This is a genomic window from Kitasatospora sp. NPDC059577, assembly GCF_042735475.1.
Lineage (GTDB): Bacteria > Actinomycetota > Actinomycetes > Streptomycetales > Streptomycetaceae > Kitasatospora.
Window position 1 is genome coordinate 22823 of record NZ_JBHWBZ010000042.1, and the last position, 14661, is coordinate 37483.

Annotated in this window: 11 protein-coding genes; 7 read left to right on the forward strand and 4 right to left on the reverse strand. The window is 74.3% G+C overall.

Features of this window, described 5'->3' with window-relative positions:
• Window positions 1-151 precede the first annotated feature (151 nt).
• On the forward strand, window positions 152-667 hold the full coding sequence (locus ACFV0O_RS27420; protein ID WP_380346238.1) for a ribonuclease: 516 nt from the start codon (window positions 152-154) through the stop codon (window positions 665-667).
• Between the two features lie 40 nt (window positions 668-707).
• On the opposite strand, the gene ACFV0O_RS27425 is transcribed toward ACFV0O_RS27420, so the two are convergent.
• Window positions 708-1703 (reverse strand): hypothetical protein, encoded by a 996-nt coding sequence (locus ACFV0O_RS27425; protein WP_380346240.1) that lies wholly within the window; start codon window positions 1701-1703, stop codon window positions 708-710.
• Between the two features lie 108 nt (window positions 1704-1811).
• Here ACFV0O_RS27425 and ACFV0O_RS27430 point away from each other — a divergent pair, with 108 nt between their 5' ends.
• Complete coding sequence (locus ACFV0O_RS27430) at window positions 1812-3077, forward strand: ADP-ribosylglycohydrolase family protein (protein ID WP_380346241.1); 1266 nt, start codon at window positions 1812-1814, stop codon at window positions 3075-3077.
• Here ACFV0O_RS27430 and ACFV0O_RS27435 read toward each other — a convergent pair.
• Window positions 3067-3801 (reverse strand): GNAT family protein, encoded by a 735-nt coding sequence (locus tag ACFV0O_RS27435; RefSeq protein ID WP_360248836.1) that lies wholly within the window; start codon window positions 3799-3801, stop codon window positions 3067-3069. The genes ACFV0O_RS27430 and ACFV0O_RS27435 overlap by 11 nt on opposite strands.
• Before the next feature lie 645 nt (window positions 3802-4446).
• Here ACFV0O_RS27435 and ACFV0O_RS27440 point away from each other — a divergent pair.
• From ACFV0O_RS27440 to ACFV0O_RS27460, 5 genes are all read left to right on the forward strand, one after another.
• A complete protein-coding gene (locus ACFV0O_RS27440; protein ID WP_360248839.1) occupies window positions 4447-5391 on the forward strand; it encodes a PAC2 family protein in 945 nt (314 codons plus the stop codon).
• 168 nt (window positions 5392-5559) lie between these two features.
• Complete coding sequence (locus ACFV0O_RS27445) at window positions 5560-6558, forward strand: SGNH/GDSL hydrolase family protein (protein WP_380346243.1); 999 nt, start codon at window positions 5560-5562, stop codon at window positions 6556-6558.
• 231 nt (window positions 6559-6789) lie between these two features.
• Complete coding sequence (locus ACFV0O_RS27450) at window positions 6790-8097, forward strand: deoxyguanosinetriphosphate triphosphohydrolase (protein WP_360248845.1); 1308 nt, start codon at window positions 6790-6792, stop codon at window positions 8095-8097.
• Window positions 8098-8201: 104 nt separating this feature from the next.
• On the forward strand, window positions 8202-10106 hold the full coding sequence (gene dnaG, locus ACFV0O_RS27455; RefSeq protein WP_380346246.1) for a DNA primase: 1905 nt from the start codon (window positions 8202-8204) through the stop codon (window positions 10104-10106).
• Between the two features lie 156 nt (window positions 10107-10262).
• On the forward strand, window positions 10263-11516 hold the full coding sequence (locus ACFV0O_RS27460; protein ID WP_380346248.1) for a sigma-70 family RNA polymerase sigma factor: 1254 nt from the start codon (window positions 10263-10265) through the stop codon (window positions 11514-11516).
• Between the two features lie 196 nt (window positions 11517-11712).
• On the opposite strand, the gene ACFV0O_RS27465 is transcribed toward ACFV0O_RS27460, so the two are convergent.
• The gene (locus tag ACFV0O_RS27465) at window positions 11713-12858 is read right to left on the reverse strand and encodes a helix-turn-helix domain-containing protein (protein WP_380346250.1); all 1146 of its coding nucleotides are present in this window, start codon (window positions 12856-12858) and stop codon (window positions 11713-11715) included.
• A 388-nt stretch (window positions 12859-13246) separates the two neighbouring features.
• The gene (locus ACFV0O_RS27470; RefSeq protein WP_380346252.1) at window positions 13247-14650 is read right to left on the reverse strand and encodes a glutamate decarboxylase; all 1404 of its coding nucleotides are present in this window, start codon (window positions 14648-14650) and stop codon (window positions 13247-13249) included.
• Window positions 14651-14661: the final 11 nt, after the last annotated feature.

The following is a 14661-nucleotide window of genomic DNA, read 5'->3' on the forward strand; positions in this document are numbered from 1 at the left end:
ACGGACAACGGCGTCCGTTCCCGCCCGGCCGTACGTCTGCGCACGGGCCCGTGCGGCCGCCCGTGCGGCGGCCTGCGTGGCAGCCCGGTGTGGCGGCGGCCACGCGCGCTGCTCGTCGGGCGCGGCCCGGGTGCCTGCCAAGCTGGGGCGCATGACCAGTCGAAAGAACCCGCTCGTCGTCGTGGCCGTGCTGATCCTGGTGGTCCTGGCCGGGGTCGGGTACCTCCTCGCGAACGGGGGGAGCGGCCACCCCAAGGCCGCCGCGAGCCCCTCGGCGGCCACCCGCGCGGGTTCCTCGGCCCCCAAGTCCTCGGCCCCCAAGCCGTCCCCGCCGGCCGGCGGCGCCCCCTCCGCGGCCGGTACCTGGGTCCCCGCCGATCCCGCGCTGGCCGACGTCTGCCGCACCAAGCTCCCCAGCCAGGCCCAGGACACCCTCGGCCTGATCGCCAAGGGCGGGCCGTACCCCTACAACCGCGACGGCATCGTCTTCGAGAACCGCGAGAGCCGGCTGCCGAAGAAGGCCGACGGCTACTACCACGAGTTCACCGTGGTCACCCCGGGCTCCGGCGACCGCGGCACCCGCCGCGTGGTCACCGGCACCTCCGGCGAGCAGTACTGGTCCGCGGACCACTACGCGACCTTCCAGGAGATCGACCCCCGCTGCTGAGCCCCGCACCGGCGCCGGGCCGCCGGGAGCCTGCGCGGCGTCACCTCGCCCGGCGCCAGGTGACCCGGGCGTGCGGGCCGTGCGGGCCGGTGGTGACCAGGGCGGTCAGTTCGTGCAGCACCGGCGCCGGGTCGCGGCGGAGCTGGACCGGGGTGGTGCGGACCACCGGGAGGCCGGCGGTGGTGAGCCGGTTGGCGCGGGTCAGGCCGCGTTCGTGGTCGGCCGGGCGCAGGTGCCAGGCGCGGGAGTCGATCTCCAGGGCCACGCAGGCGTGGGGCCAGTAGGCGTCCGGGACGGCGAGGAAGCGTCCGTCCAGGAAGAGCACCGGGTTCCACAGCGGTTCGGGCAGGCCCGCGTGCGCCAGCAGTTCGCGGGCCTCGCCCTCGACCACCGAGCGCACCCCGGCGGTCAGGTCCTCGACCACCCGGGCCACGTGCGGCAGCCCGAGCGCGCCCGGTCTGGTCAGCAACTGGTCCAGCAGTTCGCCGAGTTCGCAGTGCCGCCGCTGGACGGCCTCCGCGCACAGTGCCCGGAACCGGCGCTGCCCGGTCTCCTTCGGCGCGAGGTCCGCCAGCGCCCGCGCGACCGTGGTGCTCCACAGCCCGTCGTCCCGTTCGAAGCCGCCGGGCATCGCCCCGCCGGCCCGGAAGATCCGGACGAACTCCCGGTCGCAGACGCGTCGTTGGCGGGGGATCAGTACGTCGACCGCGCCGATGTCGGCCGGGTGCCCGGCGCTCGGCAGCCCGGCGTCGGCCAGCACCGCGAAGCCGGTCAGCAGCACCTCCCCGGCCTGTGGCTCGGTCCCCTTCGGCGCCGCGTAGGCCAGGGCGGCCCGCAGCCGCTGATGGATCGTCAACCTGCCGCTCTGCAGGCAGATCACCCGGGGCAGGACCTGCTGCCAGGGTCCACCCGGCCGCAGCCGGTGGGCGATGGTGCCGGAGGGCACCCCGAGCCGGCGCAGCTGCGCCCGGGTGGCGATGTGCTGCTGGTCGGCGCCGAGCAGGGCGACCGGGTCGAGCGGGTTCGCGCGGGTCATGCCAGGGTGTTTCCCGCCCGGATCGGGGGTATGCGAAACATCCCCCGTCGGTGGCGTCCCGGCAAACGTGTTGACGAAGGGGCGGTCGAGCGGCTGAGCTGGCCCCATATGACGACCCCACACACGGGCCCCGCGTTCGACGCGCTCGTCGGCCTCTCCGTCGGTGACGCCCTCGGCGCCCAGTTCTTCGTCCCCGGTACCGCCCGCGCCCACCTCGCCGCCCGCACCGACCCGCCCGGCCCGTGGCCGTGGACCGACGACACCGAGATGGCCTGCTCGGTGTACGCCGCCCACGCCGAGCGCGGCGCGATCGACACCTTCGACCTCACCCACGCCTTCGCCCGCCGCCACGACTTCGACCGCGGCTACGGCCCGGCCGCCAACCGGATGCTGCGGCTGGTCCGCGAGGGCGGCGACGCCCGGACGCTGGCGGCCGAACTCTTCGACGGCCAGGGCTCGTACGGCAACGGCGCCGCGATGCGGGTCGCCCCGCTGGGAGCCGCGTACGCCGGGGACCTCGACGAAGCGGTGCGGCAGGCCGCGCGCACCGCGGTCATCACGCACACCCACCCGCAGGCCGTCGACGGGGCCGTTGCCGTCGCGGTCGCGGCGGCCCTGGCGGTCCGGGCCCGGACCGAGAGCACGACGCAGGAGTCCTTCCTGGGAGCCGTCGCCCACCACACCCCGCCGGGCGCCGTGCGCGACGGCCTGATCGAGGCGATCGGCCTGCTCGGCGAGCCGGACCTCCGGGTCGTCGCGAAGGTGCTCGGCAACGGCAGCCGGACCTCCGCCGCCGACACCGTCCCGTACGCCCTGTGGTGCGCCGCCCGACGGCTCGCCGACTATCCGGCCGCCGTGTGGGAAGCCGTGGCGGCCGGCGGCGACATGGACACCGTGGCCGCGATCACCGGGGGAGTGGTCGCCGCGCGCACCGGCACCGCGGGTGTCCCGGAGGGCTGGCTGGCCGCCCGGGAGCCGCTCCCCGCCTGGGCGTTCCCGGCGCCCGGATCCGTCACCGGCGGCCGGGGGCGTGCGGACATGCTGGTTCCGCGGCCGCACCCCGTCCCCGACGTGCAGTGGACCGACGAACAGTGGCAGCGCATCCGGGCAGGGCGGCACACGGACGTGCTGGACCACCGTTGGGCGGTGCACACCCACGAGGGTTCGGTCAGGATCTGCCGGCCCGGGGACGGCCACCCGGTCTGGGAGGTGGCGGTCACCCGGGTCCGCGGTGGCTGGCGTCCGACCTCGGCGGTCGTCGAGTCGAGCCACCACCGCTGGTCGGTGTCGCCCGGGGACCCCCACGGCACGGCCGTCCTCACCTGGGTCCTGAGGAACGCCGCCACCGGCAGGTGGTCCCCGGTCAGGCCGTGATCATCAGCTGCCCGGCGCCGCCACCGCCCGGTCTAAGGCACTCCTGGTTGATCGCCGGATCCGGGGCGCTCGGCGAGGTGGCGGCGGCGATCCGCAGCTCGATGATGTCCCGGACGGCCGGCCACTCGGCGTCGAGGATCGAGTAGAACGCGGTCGAGCGCACCACCCCGTCCAGCCCGCGCGAGTGGGCCCGGCGCACGCCCTCGCCCGTCGCGCCGAGCCGCTCGATCGCGGCCCGCGAGCGCAGGTTGCGGGCGTCCGCGCGCAGCGAGATGCGCTGCACGCCCCAGGTCTCGAAGGCGTGGCGCAGCATCAGCAGCTTGGCCTCGGTGTTGATGCCGGTGCCCTGGGCGCGCGGCGAGAGCCAGGTGTTGCCGATCTCGGCGGCGTCCGGGACGGCCGTGGCGGGATCGCCGAACGGCACGCCGGGCACCGGCGGCCACACCATCGGGCCCTGCCAGTAGTCCAGTTCCAGGAACCGGGTGGAGCCCACCACCCGGCCGTCGGCGACGTTCACCGTCGCGAACGGCAGCGACCGTCCTGCGGCCTGGTCTGCGAGGGCGCGCGCGATGTAGTCGCGGGCCGCTTCCAGGCCGTGCGGGACGGGGGTGAAGGCGTAGGTCGTACGGTCCTCGGCGCCGGCCTCGGCGATGGCCTCGGCGTGGTGCGCGGCGAGTGGCTCCAGCCGCACGGTGCGGCCGGTGAGGATGACAGGTACGGGCACGGAACCTTCGGTCCTTCATCGGTCGGAGGGTGCCTCCCTCGCCGGGGTGCGGCTCGGGGTGCGGTGACGTTTTCGCCCCGGCCCGTGACCGTCCGCCGGGTAGCCGTGCGCGCCGGAGGATCCGGTCGGGCGGGGCGGGGGCGGCGGCCCGGAACGGGCGGCGCGGGTGCCGGAACGGACACGGGTCCTCGGACCGGTCCGGCGGGAAGAGCGAGGGGACAGTGTGCGTCCGCGAAATGGCCGAGAAGGAAACGAGAGCGCGAAGGGAAGCGGGCGGCCAGGTGAAGGCAAGATGCGTCGTGGGTGGCTGGCCGAGCACCGGACCGGGACGTGGCCGACGGCGTTACGGGACGACGTGACGACGACGCGACGATGCGAGGCAGCGAGAGGACGATACCCGCCAGAAGGCGGTGCGTCACTTCGCGGCACGCGAATGGCCGCGCGGGCTGCTACGGCGCCCTCCGGAACGGGCCTCCGCAGCCCCGTGACCAGGGATTCTCCGGTCCGGTGCGATCATGGTCCGGAGCGGTCGGACGCGCCCCCGAACGAGCCGTCCGGCGTGGCGGGAATTCCGGCGGCGCCCGGCACGCTGGAGAGGACGAGAAGCCGGTCGGACGACGAGCAGAGAACGGGGTTGGGTGCGCGGTGCGTGACTTCCAGGCGCTGTACGAGCTGGATCAGCAGGGCGTGGCCGCGGTGGCCGACGCCGCGGCGCAGTTGCGCGACACCGGCGCCGGGCTGGTGCTGCTGCAGCACTTCGAGGGCTTCATGGACGCCGGCGAGGCCGGCGGCCAGGTGGTGGCCCACCTGCTGGAGACGGGATCGCCGCAGGTGGTGGCCCGTTTCGACCACGACCGGCTGGTCGACTACCGGGCCCGCCGTCCGGCGATGGTCTTCGACCACGACCACTGGACGTCCTACGACCCGCCGGAGATCCTGCTCCAGCTCGTCCGCGACGCGGCCGGCGCGCCGTTCCTGCTGCTCAGCGGGCCCGAGCCGGACGTCGAGTGGGAGCGCTTCGCGGGCGCCGTCCGCGAGCTGGTGGAGCGCTTCGAGGTCCGGCTGTCGATCGACTTCCACGGCATCCCGATGGGCGTCCCGCACACCCGCCCGGTCGGCCTGACGCCGCACGGCAACCGGCTGGACCTCGCGCCGGGCTACCCGCAGTGGTTCGAGCAGGCCCAGGTGCCGGGCAGTGCGCAGGCGCTGCTGGAGTACCGCCTGGCCGAGGCCGGGCACGACGTCCTGGGCTTCGCCGTGCACGTCCCCCACTACGTGGCCCGCTCGGCCTACCCGGCGGCCGCCGTGCTGATCCTGGAGGCGGTGCAGTCCGCGACCGGGCTGGTGCTGCCGGGGACGGGCCTGCGCGAGCGGGTCGGCGAGGTCTACGCCGACATCGAGGAGCAGCTGACGCACGGGGACGGCGAGTTGCGCTCGGCGATCCGCGGCATGGAGGGCCAGTACGACGCGGTGGCGGGCTCCGAGGAGCGGGAGAGCCTGCTGGCCGAGCCGGTGGACCTGCCGTCGGCCGACGAACTGGGCCGGCGGTTCGAGCAGTTCCTCGCCGAGCACGAGCGCGGCGCGGAATAGCGGCACCGGCACCGGCGGAGCCCGCCGACGGGGACCGGGATTCCCCTTGGGAGGATTTCGCGGAGGCGGGAGTCATCGGCCCCGTCCGGTCGTTGGAGCCGGAGGTGCCCGGGGGACGGGCTGCCGTGAGGAGCCGACCGTGAATGTTCGTACCCCCGGGGGGATGCCATGCCGAGGACCGCACGCCCGACCGTCGCCCTGACGGCCGGGCTGGCCGCGTTACTGCTGGCCGGATGCACCGGTGGAGGAGGTGCGGACAGCCAGGGGAAGGACTTCGCGGGCGCGGTGCCCGGCCGCGCGAAGGCGGGCGCGACCCCGTCGCCGACGCCCACCCCGCCACCCACCGGCCCGTACGTCGCGCTCGGCGACTCGTACACGGCCGGTATGCAGATCCCCCCGCAGACCGGTGAGCCGCGCGGCTGCTCCCGCTCGGGGGCCAACTACCCGTCCCTGGTGGCCAAGGGCCTCGGGGTGGCGTCCGGGCAGTTCCGGGACGTCAGCTGCACCGGCGCCACCACCGAGGACCTGACCGGGGCGCAGAACACCGGCAACGGCACCAACCCGGCCCAGCTGGACGCGCTGAGCGCGGACACCCGGCTGGTCACCCTCGGGATCGGTGGCAACGACGCCGGCTTCATGGACGTCGTCGTCGAGTGCGCCAAGGACAACCTGCTGGACGCGGTGAAGGGCGTGATCAAGCAGACCCGCGCCGCCTCGCCCTGCCGGGACCACTACTCCTCCGGCGACGGCACCGACGAGGTCCAGCGCAGGGTGGACACGGCGGGCGACCGGCTCGGCCGGGTCCTGGAGGACGTCAAGCGGCGCTCCCCGCAGGCCAGGGTGTACGTGATCGGGTACCCGACGCTGCTCCCGGCCGACCCGTCCGGCTGCCTGCCGGTGCTCGGCAAGACCGTGGCCGTCGCCGACCTGGGCTTCCTCGCGGAGAAGGAGAAGCAGCTCAACGCCATGCTCAAGCAGCACGCGGAGGCCGCCGGCGCGGTCTTCGTGGACACCGCCGGACCCTCGGTCGGGCACGACATGTGCGCGGGGGAGGGCGAGCGCTGGATCGAGCCGCCGGTCCCGGCGCGCGGCCTGGCCCCGATCCACCCCAACGCCAAGGGGCAGGAGGCGGAGGCCGGGATCGTCCTCAAGGCGCTCCGCGGCTGATCCACGGGCGGCCCGTGCGGCCCGGGCGCCCCGGTGTCCGGGGGCGGAACGACGCGGTCCGGGCCGGCCCGCACGGGGCGCCGGGGTGGGCGCGCGGAGCTGCGCCGTCCGGGTGAGGAGGATTCACCGGGACGGGCACCCGCGCGCCGCGCACCGTTCACGCCCCGGCCCGCGCTCCTTCGCGCGCGGCACCCCCCGCGTGTCGGGGGTGCGGCGTACCGTGAGCGGCATATGGATGACACCGCGCACAGCCTCGCCGCTCCGACCCCGTACGACCACACCGCCGAGGCCCGCTGGGTCCCCGAACCCGACAAGCGCCCGGGCCGGACGGCCTTCCAGCGCGACCGTGCCCGGGTGCTGCACTCGGCGGCGCTGCGCCGGCTGGCCGGCACCACCCAGGTGGTCGCCCCGATGCGCAGCGACTTCCCGCGCACCCGGCTCACCCACTCCCTCGAATGCGCCCAGGTCGGGCGGGAGTTGGGCGCGGCCCTGGGCTGCGACCCGGACCTGGTGGAGACCGCCTGCCTGGCCCACGACATCGGCCACCCGCCCTTCGGCCACACCGGCGAGGAAGCCCTCGACCAGGCCGCCGAGGAGTGCGGCGGCTTCGAGGGCAACGCCCAGTCGCTGCGCATCCTGACCAGGCTCGAACCCAAGCGCTTCGCCCCCAAGGAGGAGCCGTCGACCCGGCTCGCCCCCTGGCCCGGCCGCAGCGTCGGCCTGAACCTGACCCGCGCCGCGCTCGACGCCGCCACCAAGTACCCGTGGAGCAGGGGCGCCCACCCGACCGACCCGGCCTCGCCCAAGTACGGCGTCTACGCCGACGACCTGCCGGTCTTCCGCTGGCTGCGGGCCGGCTCCCCGGCCGGGCGCAAGTGCTTCGAGGCGACGGTGATGGACTGGTCCGACGACGTGGCGTACTCCACCCACGACGTCGAGGACGGCCTCCAAGCCGGCCACATCGACCCGGCCGCGCTGCGCGCCCCGAGCGAGCGCGCCGAGCTCTTCCGGGTCGCCGAGCGGTACGCCGGCGACGCCGGGCCGGAGGAGCTGGCCGCCGCCCTGGACCGGCTGCTGGACCAGGAGTGGTGGCCCCGCTCGTACGACGGCACCGCGCGCGACCGCGCCGGGCTCAAGGACCTCACCAGCCAGCTGATCGGCCGCTTCTGCCTGGCCGCCGAGCAGGCCACCCGCGCCAGGTACGGTCCCGGCCGGCTCACCCGCCACGGCGCCGAACTGGTGGTGCCGCGCGACGTCCGGCTGGAGTGCGCGGTGCTCAAGGCGGTCGCCGTCCGCTTCGTCATGCAGCGGGACGAGCAGGCCCAGCTGCGGGCCCGCCAGCGGATCGTGATCGCCGAGCTGGCGGACGTGCTCACCCGGCGCGCCCCGGAGGGCCTGGACCCGGTGTTCGCCGCCATGTACCGCGAGGCCGAGGACGACGGCGCGGCCCTGCGCACGGTCATCGACCAGATCGCCACTCTGACCGACGCCTCGGCACTGGCCCTGCACGCCAAGCTCGTCGGCGCCGCCCGGGCGTGAGGGCGGGCCGGGGGAGGCGGCCGCCCCCCCCGCGGCGGCCCCGCCCGCTCCGGGCGGGGCCCCGGCGCAGCCGGAAAGCCCGGTGGTCCCAGTAGACTTCCGGGGTGGCCGGGCGGATCAGGGACGAAGACGTACAGGCGGTGCGCAGCGCACTGCCGATCGACGCGGTGGTCGGCGACTACGTACAGCTGACCAATGGTGGCGGCGGCGAGTACAAGGGCGTCTGCCCCTTCCACGACGAGAAGTCCGCCTCCTTCTACGTGAACCCCGCCAAGGGCGTCTTCCACTGCTTCGGCTGCCAGGAGAACGGCGACACCATCGCCTTCCTGATGAAGATCGAGCACTTCACCTTCGCCGAGGCCGTCGAGCGGATGGCCGCCCAGGCCGGCATCACCCTGCGCTACGAGGAGGGCGGCTACAGCCCCCGCCACCAGCAGGGCGAGCGCACCCGGCTGGTCGAGGCGCACAAGGTGGCCGCGGCCTACTACCAGGAGCAGCTGGCCTCGGCGGAGGCGGAGATCGGCCGTCGCTTCCTGGCCGAGCGCGGCTTCGACGAGGAGGCGGCCAAGGTCTTCGGCGTCGGCTACGCGCCGGCCGGCTGGGAGCACCTGGTCCGCTACCTGCGCGGCAAGGGCTTCACCGACAAGGAGATCCTGCTCGGCGGCCTGGCCTCGCAGGGCCAGCGCGGCGGCCTGATCGACCGCTTCCGGGGCCGGCTGGTCTGGCCGATCCGGGACATCGCCGGCGAGGTGGTCGGCTTCGGCGCCCGGCGCCTGCGCGAGGACGACAACGGCCCGAAGTACCTCAACACCCCCGAGACGCCGATCTACAAGAAGTCCCACGTGCTGTACGGCATCGACCTGGCGAAGAAGGAGATCGCCAAGTCGGGCCGCGCGGTGGTGGTCGAGGGCTACACCGACGTGATGGCCTGCCACCTGGCCGGGGTGACCTCGGCGGTGGCCACCTGCGGCACCGCCTTCGCCGAGGACCACATCAAGATCATCCGTCGGCTGCTGATGGACACCTCGCAGTACCGGGGCGAGACGGTCTTCACCTTCGACGGCGACGCGGCCGGCCAGAAGGCCGCGCTGCGCGCCTTCGAGGACGACCAGAAGTTCGCCGCCAAGACCTCCATCGCGGTCAGCCCGGGCGGCATGGACCCGTGCGAGCTGCGCCTGGCCCAGGGCGACGAGGCGGTCAAGCAGCTGATCGACAACCCGGTCCCGCTGTTCGAGTTCGCGCTGACCTCGGTGGTGGCCCGGCACCGGGTGGACACCCCGGAGGGGCGCTCGGCGGCGCTGGAGGAAGCGGCTCCGATCGTCGCCAAGATCAAGGACCGCTCGATCCAGCACGAGTACGCCGTCCGGCTGGCCGGCATGCTCGGCATCCTGGACGAGCCGTTCGTCGTCCGCCGGGTCTCCCAGCTGGCCCGCTGGGACCGCGAGCGCCAGCAGAACCCGCGCGGCGCGGCCCAGCGCCGCCCCGAGCCGGCCCAGCCGGCGCGCCCCGCGCAGCCCGCGTTCCGGCTCAACCCGCGGGACCCGGCCCAGTTCGTCGAGCGCGAGCTGCTCAAGCTGGCGCTGCAGCACCCGGACCTGGTGAGCCCGGCCTTCGACCACTACGGCGAGGACGAGTTCCCGACCCCGCCGTACACCGCCGTCCGGCAGGCCATCGCCAAGGCCGGCGGCGCCGCGTACGGGGCGACCCTGCCGGACTTCACCAGCGCCGTGCGCGAGGCGTCCCCGGACGACCGGGTGCGCTCGATGGTCACCGAGCTGACCGTCGAGCCGGTGCGTTCGCGCCGCAAGGTGGACGCGATCTACGCGGGGGAGTTCCTGGTCAAGCTGCGCCTGCTGGCCGTCGACCGCCGGATCACCGAGGTCCGCGGCTACCTGCAGCGGCTCGGCCACCGGGCCGACGCCGAGCAGCAGCACGCGGTGCAGACCGAGCTGTGGCAACTCCAGCAGTACGGCGACCAGCTGAAGAGCCGGGGCGCCGCGGCACTCTAGGCCCCGTCCGGCCCGGCGTTCGAGGGCGGGCCGGGCACGCGCTGCACAGAAAGTCGGCGCACGAGTCTCGGCCACGGAGTGTGGCGTACCGCACACTGGAGGGCGTCCCACCTCCGATCAGCGCGGGTCCGCCAGAGTCGCGCCCGCCCCGAGGGGATGCCCGTGGAGCAAGGCCTCGTCGCAGCGACCACCACCAGTACGAGAGCGAACCCCGCCGGCCGGGCCGGGGACCAGGAGACGGACCACGGCCGGGCCGGGGCGGCACCCCCGGACGGCGCGCGGGTCCCCGCCCAGGGCCTGCCGGAGGGCCACCCCGAGAGCGCTGAGAGCCCGGAGGACCCCGAGAGCCCGGACGCTTCGGACGCCCCGGGGCCCGGGGCGGACGCCGGACCCGACGCGGATCCCGAGGGCGGTACCGGCAGCGATGCCGACGGCGACGGTGACACCGACACCGGCTTCGGCGCACCGGACGAACACCGCCTGCCGGCGGACAACGACGGCCCGGCCGCCGACCTGCTGCGCCAGTACCTGCGCGAGATCGGCCGGATCCGCCTGCTCACCGCCGCCGAGGAGGTCGAGCTGGCCCGCCGGGTCGAGGCCGGCCTGTTCGCCGAGGAGCGGCTGAACGGCCACCCGTCGCCGCCCGACCCGCTGGTCGGCGAGCTGGACACCCTGGTGGTGCGGGGCCGGATCGCCAAGCGTCGGCTGATCGAGGCCAACCTGCGCCTGGTCGTCTCCGTCGCCAAGCGCTACGTCGGCCGCGGGCTGACCCTGCTGGACCTGGTCCAGGAGGGCAACCTGGGCCTGATCCGGGCGGTGGAGAAGTTCGACTACGCCCGCGGCTACAAGTTCTCCACCTACGCGACCTGGTGGATCCGCCAGTCGATGAGCCGGGCGCTGGCCGACCAGGCCCGGACGATCCGGGTGCCGGTGCACGTGGTGGAGCTGATCAACCGGGTGGTCCGGGTCCAGCGGGGGCTGCTGCAGGAGCGCGGGCTGGAACCGACGGCCGCCGAGATCGCCGCGGTCCTGGAACTGACCGCGGAACGGGTGCGGGAACTGCTCCGGCTGGCCCAGGAGCCGATCTCGCTGCACACCCCGGTCGGCGAGGAGGACGACGTCGCGCTCGGCGACCTGATCGAGGACGCCGACGCCGCCTCGCCCGCCGAGTCCGCGACCTTCCTGCTGCTGCGCCAGCACCTCGACGCGGTGCTGGCCACCCTGGGCGAGCGCGAGCGTCAGGTCGTCCAGCTCCGCTACGGGCTGGACGACGGCCGCCCGCGCACGCTGGAGGAGATCGGCGCGGTGTTCGGCGTGACGCGGGAGCGGATCCGGCAGATCGAGTCGAAGACGCTGGTCAAGCTCCGCGACCACGCCTTCTCCGAACAGCTGCGCGGCTACCTCGACTAGGGCTTGTCTGACAATTCCCGCCGCGCGCACGACGCCGGGCATCCGCCCCCAGCCTTCGGCCGGGAGGTGCCCCCACCTGGACGCACCGCCGAATCGTCCAAGTACGTCCAGTACGAGGACGCTCCGACGGCACGCCCAGCCGGGCGCCCAACGCCGCGCGCTGATGCGACGCGAATTGTCAGACAAGCCCTAGGGCCTAGGCCGGCGTCGGTGCTCCGGTCCCGGGTGTCGCCGCCGGCGCCGTGTCGGTCGGTGCCGGGGTCGCCGGGGCGGTCGCCGCGCCCGCTCCGGTGCCCGGGGGCGGCGAGGCGGGGCCGATCGGGATCGGGGTCGAGTCCACGACGGCGGCCAGGTCGAAGACCTCCGAGGTGCAGATGTCCCCGGCCGGCTGGTGCCCGCAGAGGTGGAAGCCGATCGTCGGGTCCGCCGCGTTCAGCATGTTCGAGTAGTTGTCGTAGCCGTAGTGGATGAGGCCCTGCTCGCTGTCGCCGGTGCTGTCGATGATCGTCGCGAAGTCGCCCGGCTCGCCCTCGGTGATCGCGGCCCAGGCGGCCTGGCACTTCTGGCTGTACCGGAGGTAGATGACCACCTTGCCGATGACGTCGGTGTGCAGGGTCCGCGCGTCCTTGCCGCACCCGGTGTTCTTGGGGTCCTTGTGGTCGCAGCCCACGGCCTGGCAGGTGGGGGTGGCGGGGACGGGCTTGGCGGTGGTGGCGGACGCGGCCGGGGAGACGGCCGGGGCGGCGGTCGGGGCCGGCTCGGCGACAGCCGTCGGCTGCCCGTCGTGCCGGGCCGCGCGCAGACCCACCAGCACCAGCAGGACTGCCAGCAGGGTCGCGCCGGTGACCAGTGCCGCCGGGCGCCGCCACCAGGCGACGGGTCCGGGTCCGGGCGCCTGGCCGGTCACCAGGGCCTCCTCCGGTTCCCCGTCGGACGGCTCGTCCGGGGAGGCCCCGTCGGCGGCCGGTCCTCCGGCGGCCGGTTCGTCGGCGGACGGCGCACCGGGGCCGTCGGGTGCCTCGGCGGCCTCAGCAGCCTCAGCGGAAACGGACGGCTCGGCAGGCTCGGCCGATTCCTCCGGCGCGGCCAGCGCCCGCTCCCACAGGGCCCGCAGCGCGGCCCCGTCGCAGTCCACCGCGCGGATCAGCGCGTCCAGCGCCTGCTCGGTGACGACCCGCTTGCCGTTCAGCCAGCGCTCCCAGGAGGCCCGGCTGTAGTGCGTGCGCGTGGCCAGCTCGGACAGCGAGAGGCCGGCGGCGTCCTTGATGGCACGGAGCTCCTCGGCCAGCTGTCTGGCGGGCTCGGACAGCTCCTCGGGCAGGTTCTTCCAGGCGGAACCCATACGGCCTTCCAAAGGTGAGGGGCGGAGCGGTGGACGGGACGGCGGAACGGGCTCCGGCCCTGGCCGTTCGGGTGTCTCCGCGTCTCCAACCTCATCGGCCTGGCGTCTCAATCCCCAGGTCATGGCGCTGAGACGGACGGAAGTGTCTCACAAGCCCCCGTGACGCTCGAACAACCCTGGGGCTGTCGTGCAGAGTTCTCTGGTCGGAGCGGTCAGCCGTCCGGTGGTTTCGTTCGGATACCGGACGGTCACGTGCCGTTCGTCCGAAATCCGTCCCGGCTCCCCCACGGAGCCGGGGCAGCCTCGCGGGGGGAGGCTGCCCCGGTTCGTCCGGGACGTCCGACGGGAGGGCGCCATTCGGCGCCCTCCCGTCGTGTCGTCGTCTCCGTCAGTGGTGGAAGCCCGACCGGATCGGCACCCCGAGGTCCTTGAGCGGGACGGGCTGGCGCCGCAGCTCGGGCAGCAGCCGGTTGAGGTCGGCCAGCAGCAGGTCGGCGAGGTCCCGGGAGAAGCCGTTGCGGCAGACCACCCGGAGCACCGCGAGGTCCTCCCGGTTCGCCGGGAAGCTGTACGCGGGCACCTGCCAGCCGCGTTCGCGCAGCCGCCGGGAGACGTCGAACACGTCGAACGTGGTGTTCTCCGCGGTGGTGAAGGCGAAGACGGGCAGTTCGTCGCCGTGCGTCAGCAGCCGGAACTCGTCGATCTTCCCGATCTCCCCGGACAGGTACGTGGCGACCTCGCGGCAGGCGCCCTGGACGGCCCGGAAGCCGTCCCGGCCGAGCCGCAGGAAGACGTAGTACTGCGCGATCACCTCGGCTCCGGGCCGGGAGAAGTTGAGCGCGAAGGTCGGCATCTCGCCGCCGAGGTAGTTGACCCGGAAGACCAGCTCCTCCGGCAGGGACTCCTTGTCGCGCCACAGGGCCCAGCCGACGCCCGGGTAGACCAGGCCGAACTTGTGCCCGGAGGTGTTGATCGAGGAGACCCGGGGCAGCCGGAAGTCCCACACCAGCTCCGGGTCCAGGAAGGGCGCCACCATGCCGCCGGAGGCGCCGTCCACGTGCACCGGGACGTCGGTGCCGGTGCGCTGCTGGAACTCGTCCAGGGCGGCGCAGATCTCCGCGACGGGCTCGTACGAGCCGTCGAAGGTGGAACCGAGGACGCCGACCACGCCGATGGTGTTCTCGTCGCACAGGGCGACCGCCTGCTCGGCGTCGAGGTGGTAGCGCTCGCCGTCCATCGGCGCGGTGCGTGCCTCGACCTCCCAGAAGGTGCAGAACTTCTCCCAGCACACCTGGACGTTGACGCCCATCACCAGGTTGGGCCGGGCCCCGGCGGCGTAGCGTTCGGCGTTGCGCCGCATCCAGCGGCGCTTGAGCGCCATGCCGGCCAGCATGCAGGCCTCGCTGGAGCCGGTGGTGGAGCAGCCGACCGCCCCGTCCGGGTCGGGGGCGTGCCAGAGGGCGGCGAGGATCGCCACGCAGCGCCGCTCCAGTTCGGCGGTCTGCGGGTACTCGTCCTTGTCGATCATGTTCTTGTCCAGGCACTCGGTCATCAGCCGGGTGGCCTGCACCTCCATCGAGGTGGTGACGAAGGTCGCCAGGTTGAGCTTGGCGTTCCCGTCCAGCATCAGCTCGTCGTGGATCAGCTGGTAGGCCGTGTCGGCCGGGACGGGGCCCTCGGCGAGCCGGTGGAGCGGCGGCGCCAGCTCCATGGCGCCCAGTGGGTCCGCGGTGCCCACGAACGGATTGATGCTCAGCCGGCGGTCGTCGCCGGCCCCCTTGTGCAGCGCCATGGAACGTCCTT

What these genes read in the sequence shown, in the direction of transcription:
- ACFV0O_RS27460 (WP_380346248.1), top strand. Translation starts at nt 10,263, where the DNA reads ATGCCCGTGGAGCAAGGCCTCGTCGCAGCGACCACCACCAGTACGAGA.
- ACFV0O_RS27420 (WP_380346238.1), top strand. Translation starts at nt 152, where the DNA reads ATGACCAGTCGAAAGAACCCGCTCGTCGTCGTGGCCGTGCTGATCCTG.
- ACFV0O_RS27445 (WP_380346243.1), top strand. Translation starts at nt 5,560, where the DNA reads ATGCCGAGGACCGCACGCCCGACCGTCGCCCTGACGGCCGGGCTGGCC.
- ACFV0O_RS27425 (WP_380346240.1), bottom strand. Translation starts at nt 1,703, where the DNA reads ATGACCCGCGCGAACCCGCTCGACCCGGTCGCCCTGCTCGGCGCCGAC.
- ACFV0O_RS27465 (WP_380346250.1), bottom strand. Translation starts at nt 12,858, where the DNA reads ATGGGTTCCGCCTGGAAGAACCTGCCCGAGGAGCTGTCCGAGCCCGCC.
- ACFV0O_RS27470 (WP_380346252.1), bottom strand. Translation starts at nt 14,650, where the DNA reads ATGGCGCTGCACAAGGGGGCCGGCGACGACCGCCGGCTGAGCATCAAT.
- ACFV0O_RS27430 (WP_380346241.1), top strand. Translation starts at nt 1,812, where the DNA reads ATGACGACCCCACACACGGGCCCCGCGTTCGACGCGCTCGTCGGCCTC.
- ACFV0O_RS27450 (WP_360248845.1), top strand. Translation starts at nt 6,790, where the DNA reads ATGGATGACACCGCGCACAGCCTCGCCGCTCCGACCCCGTACGACCAC.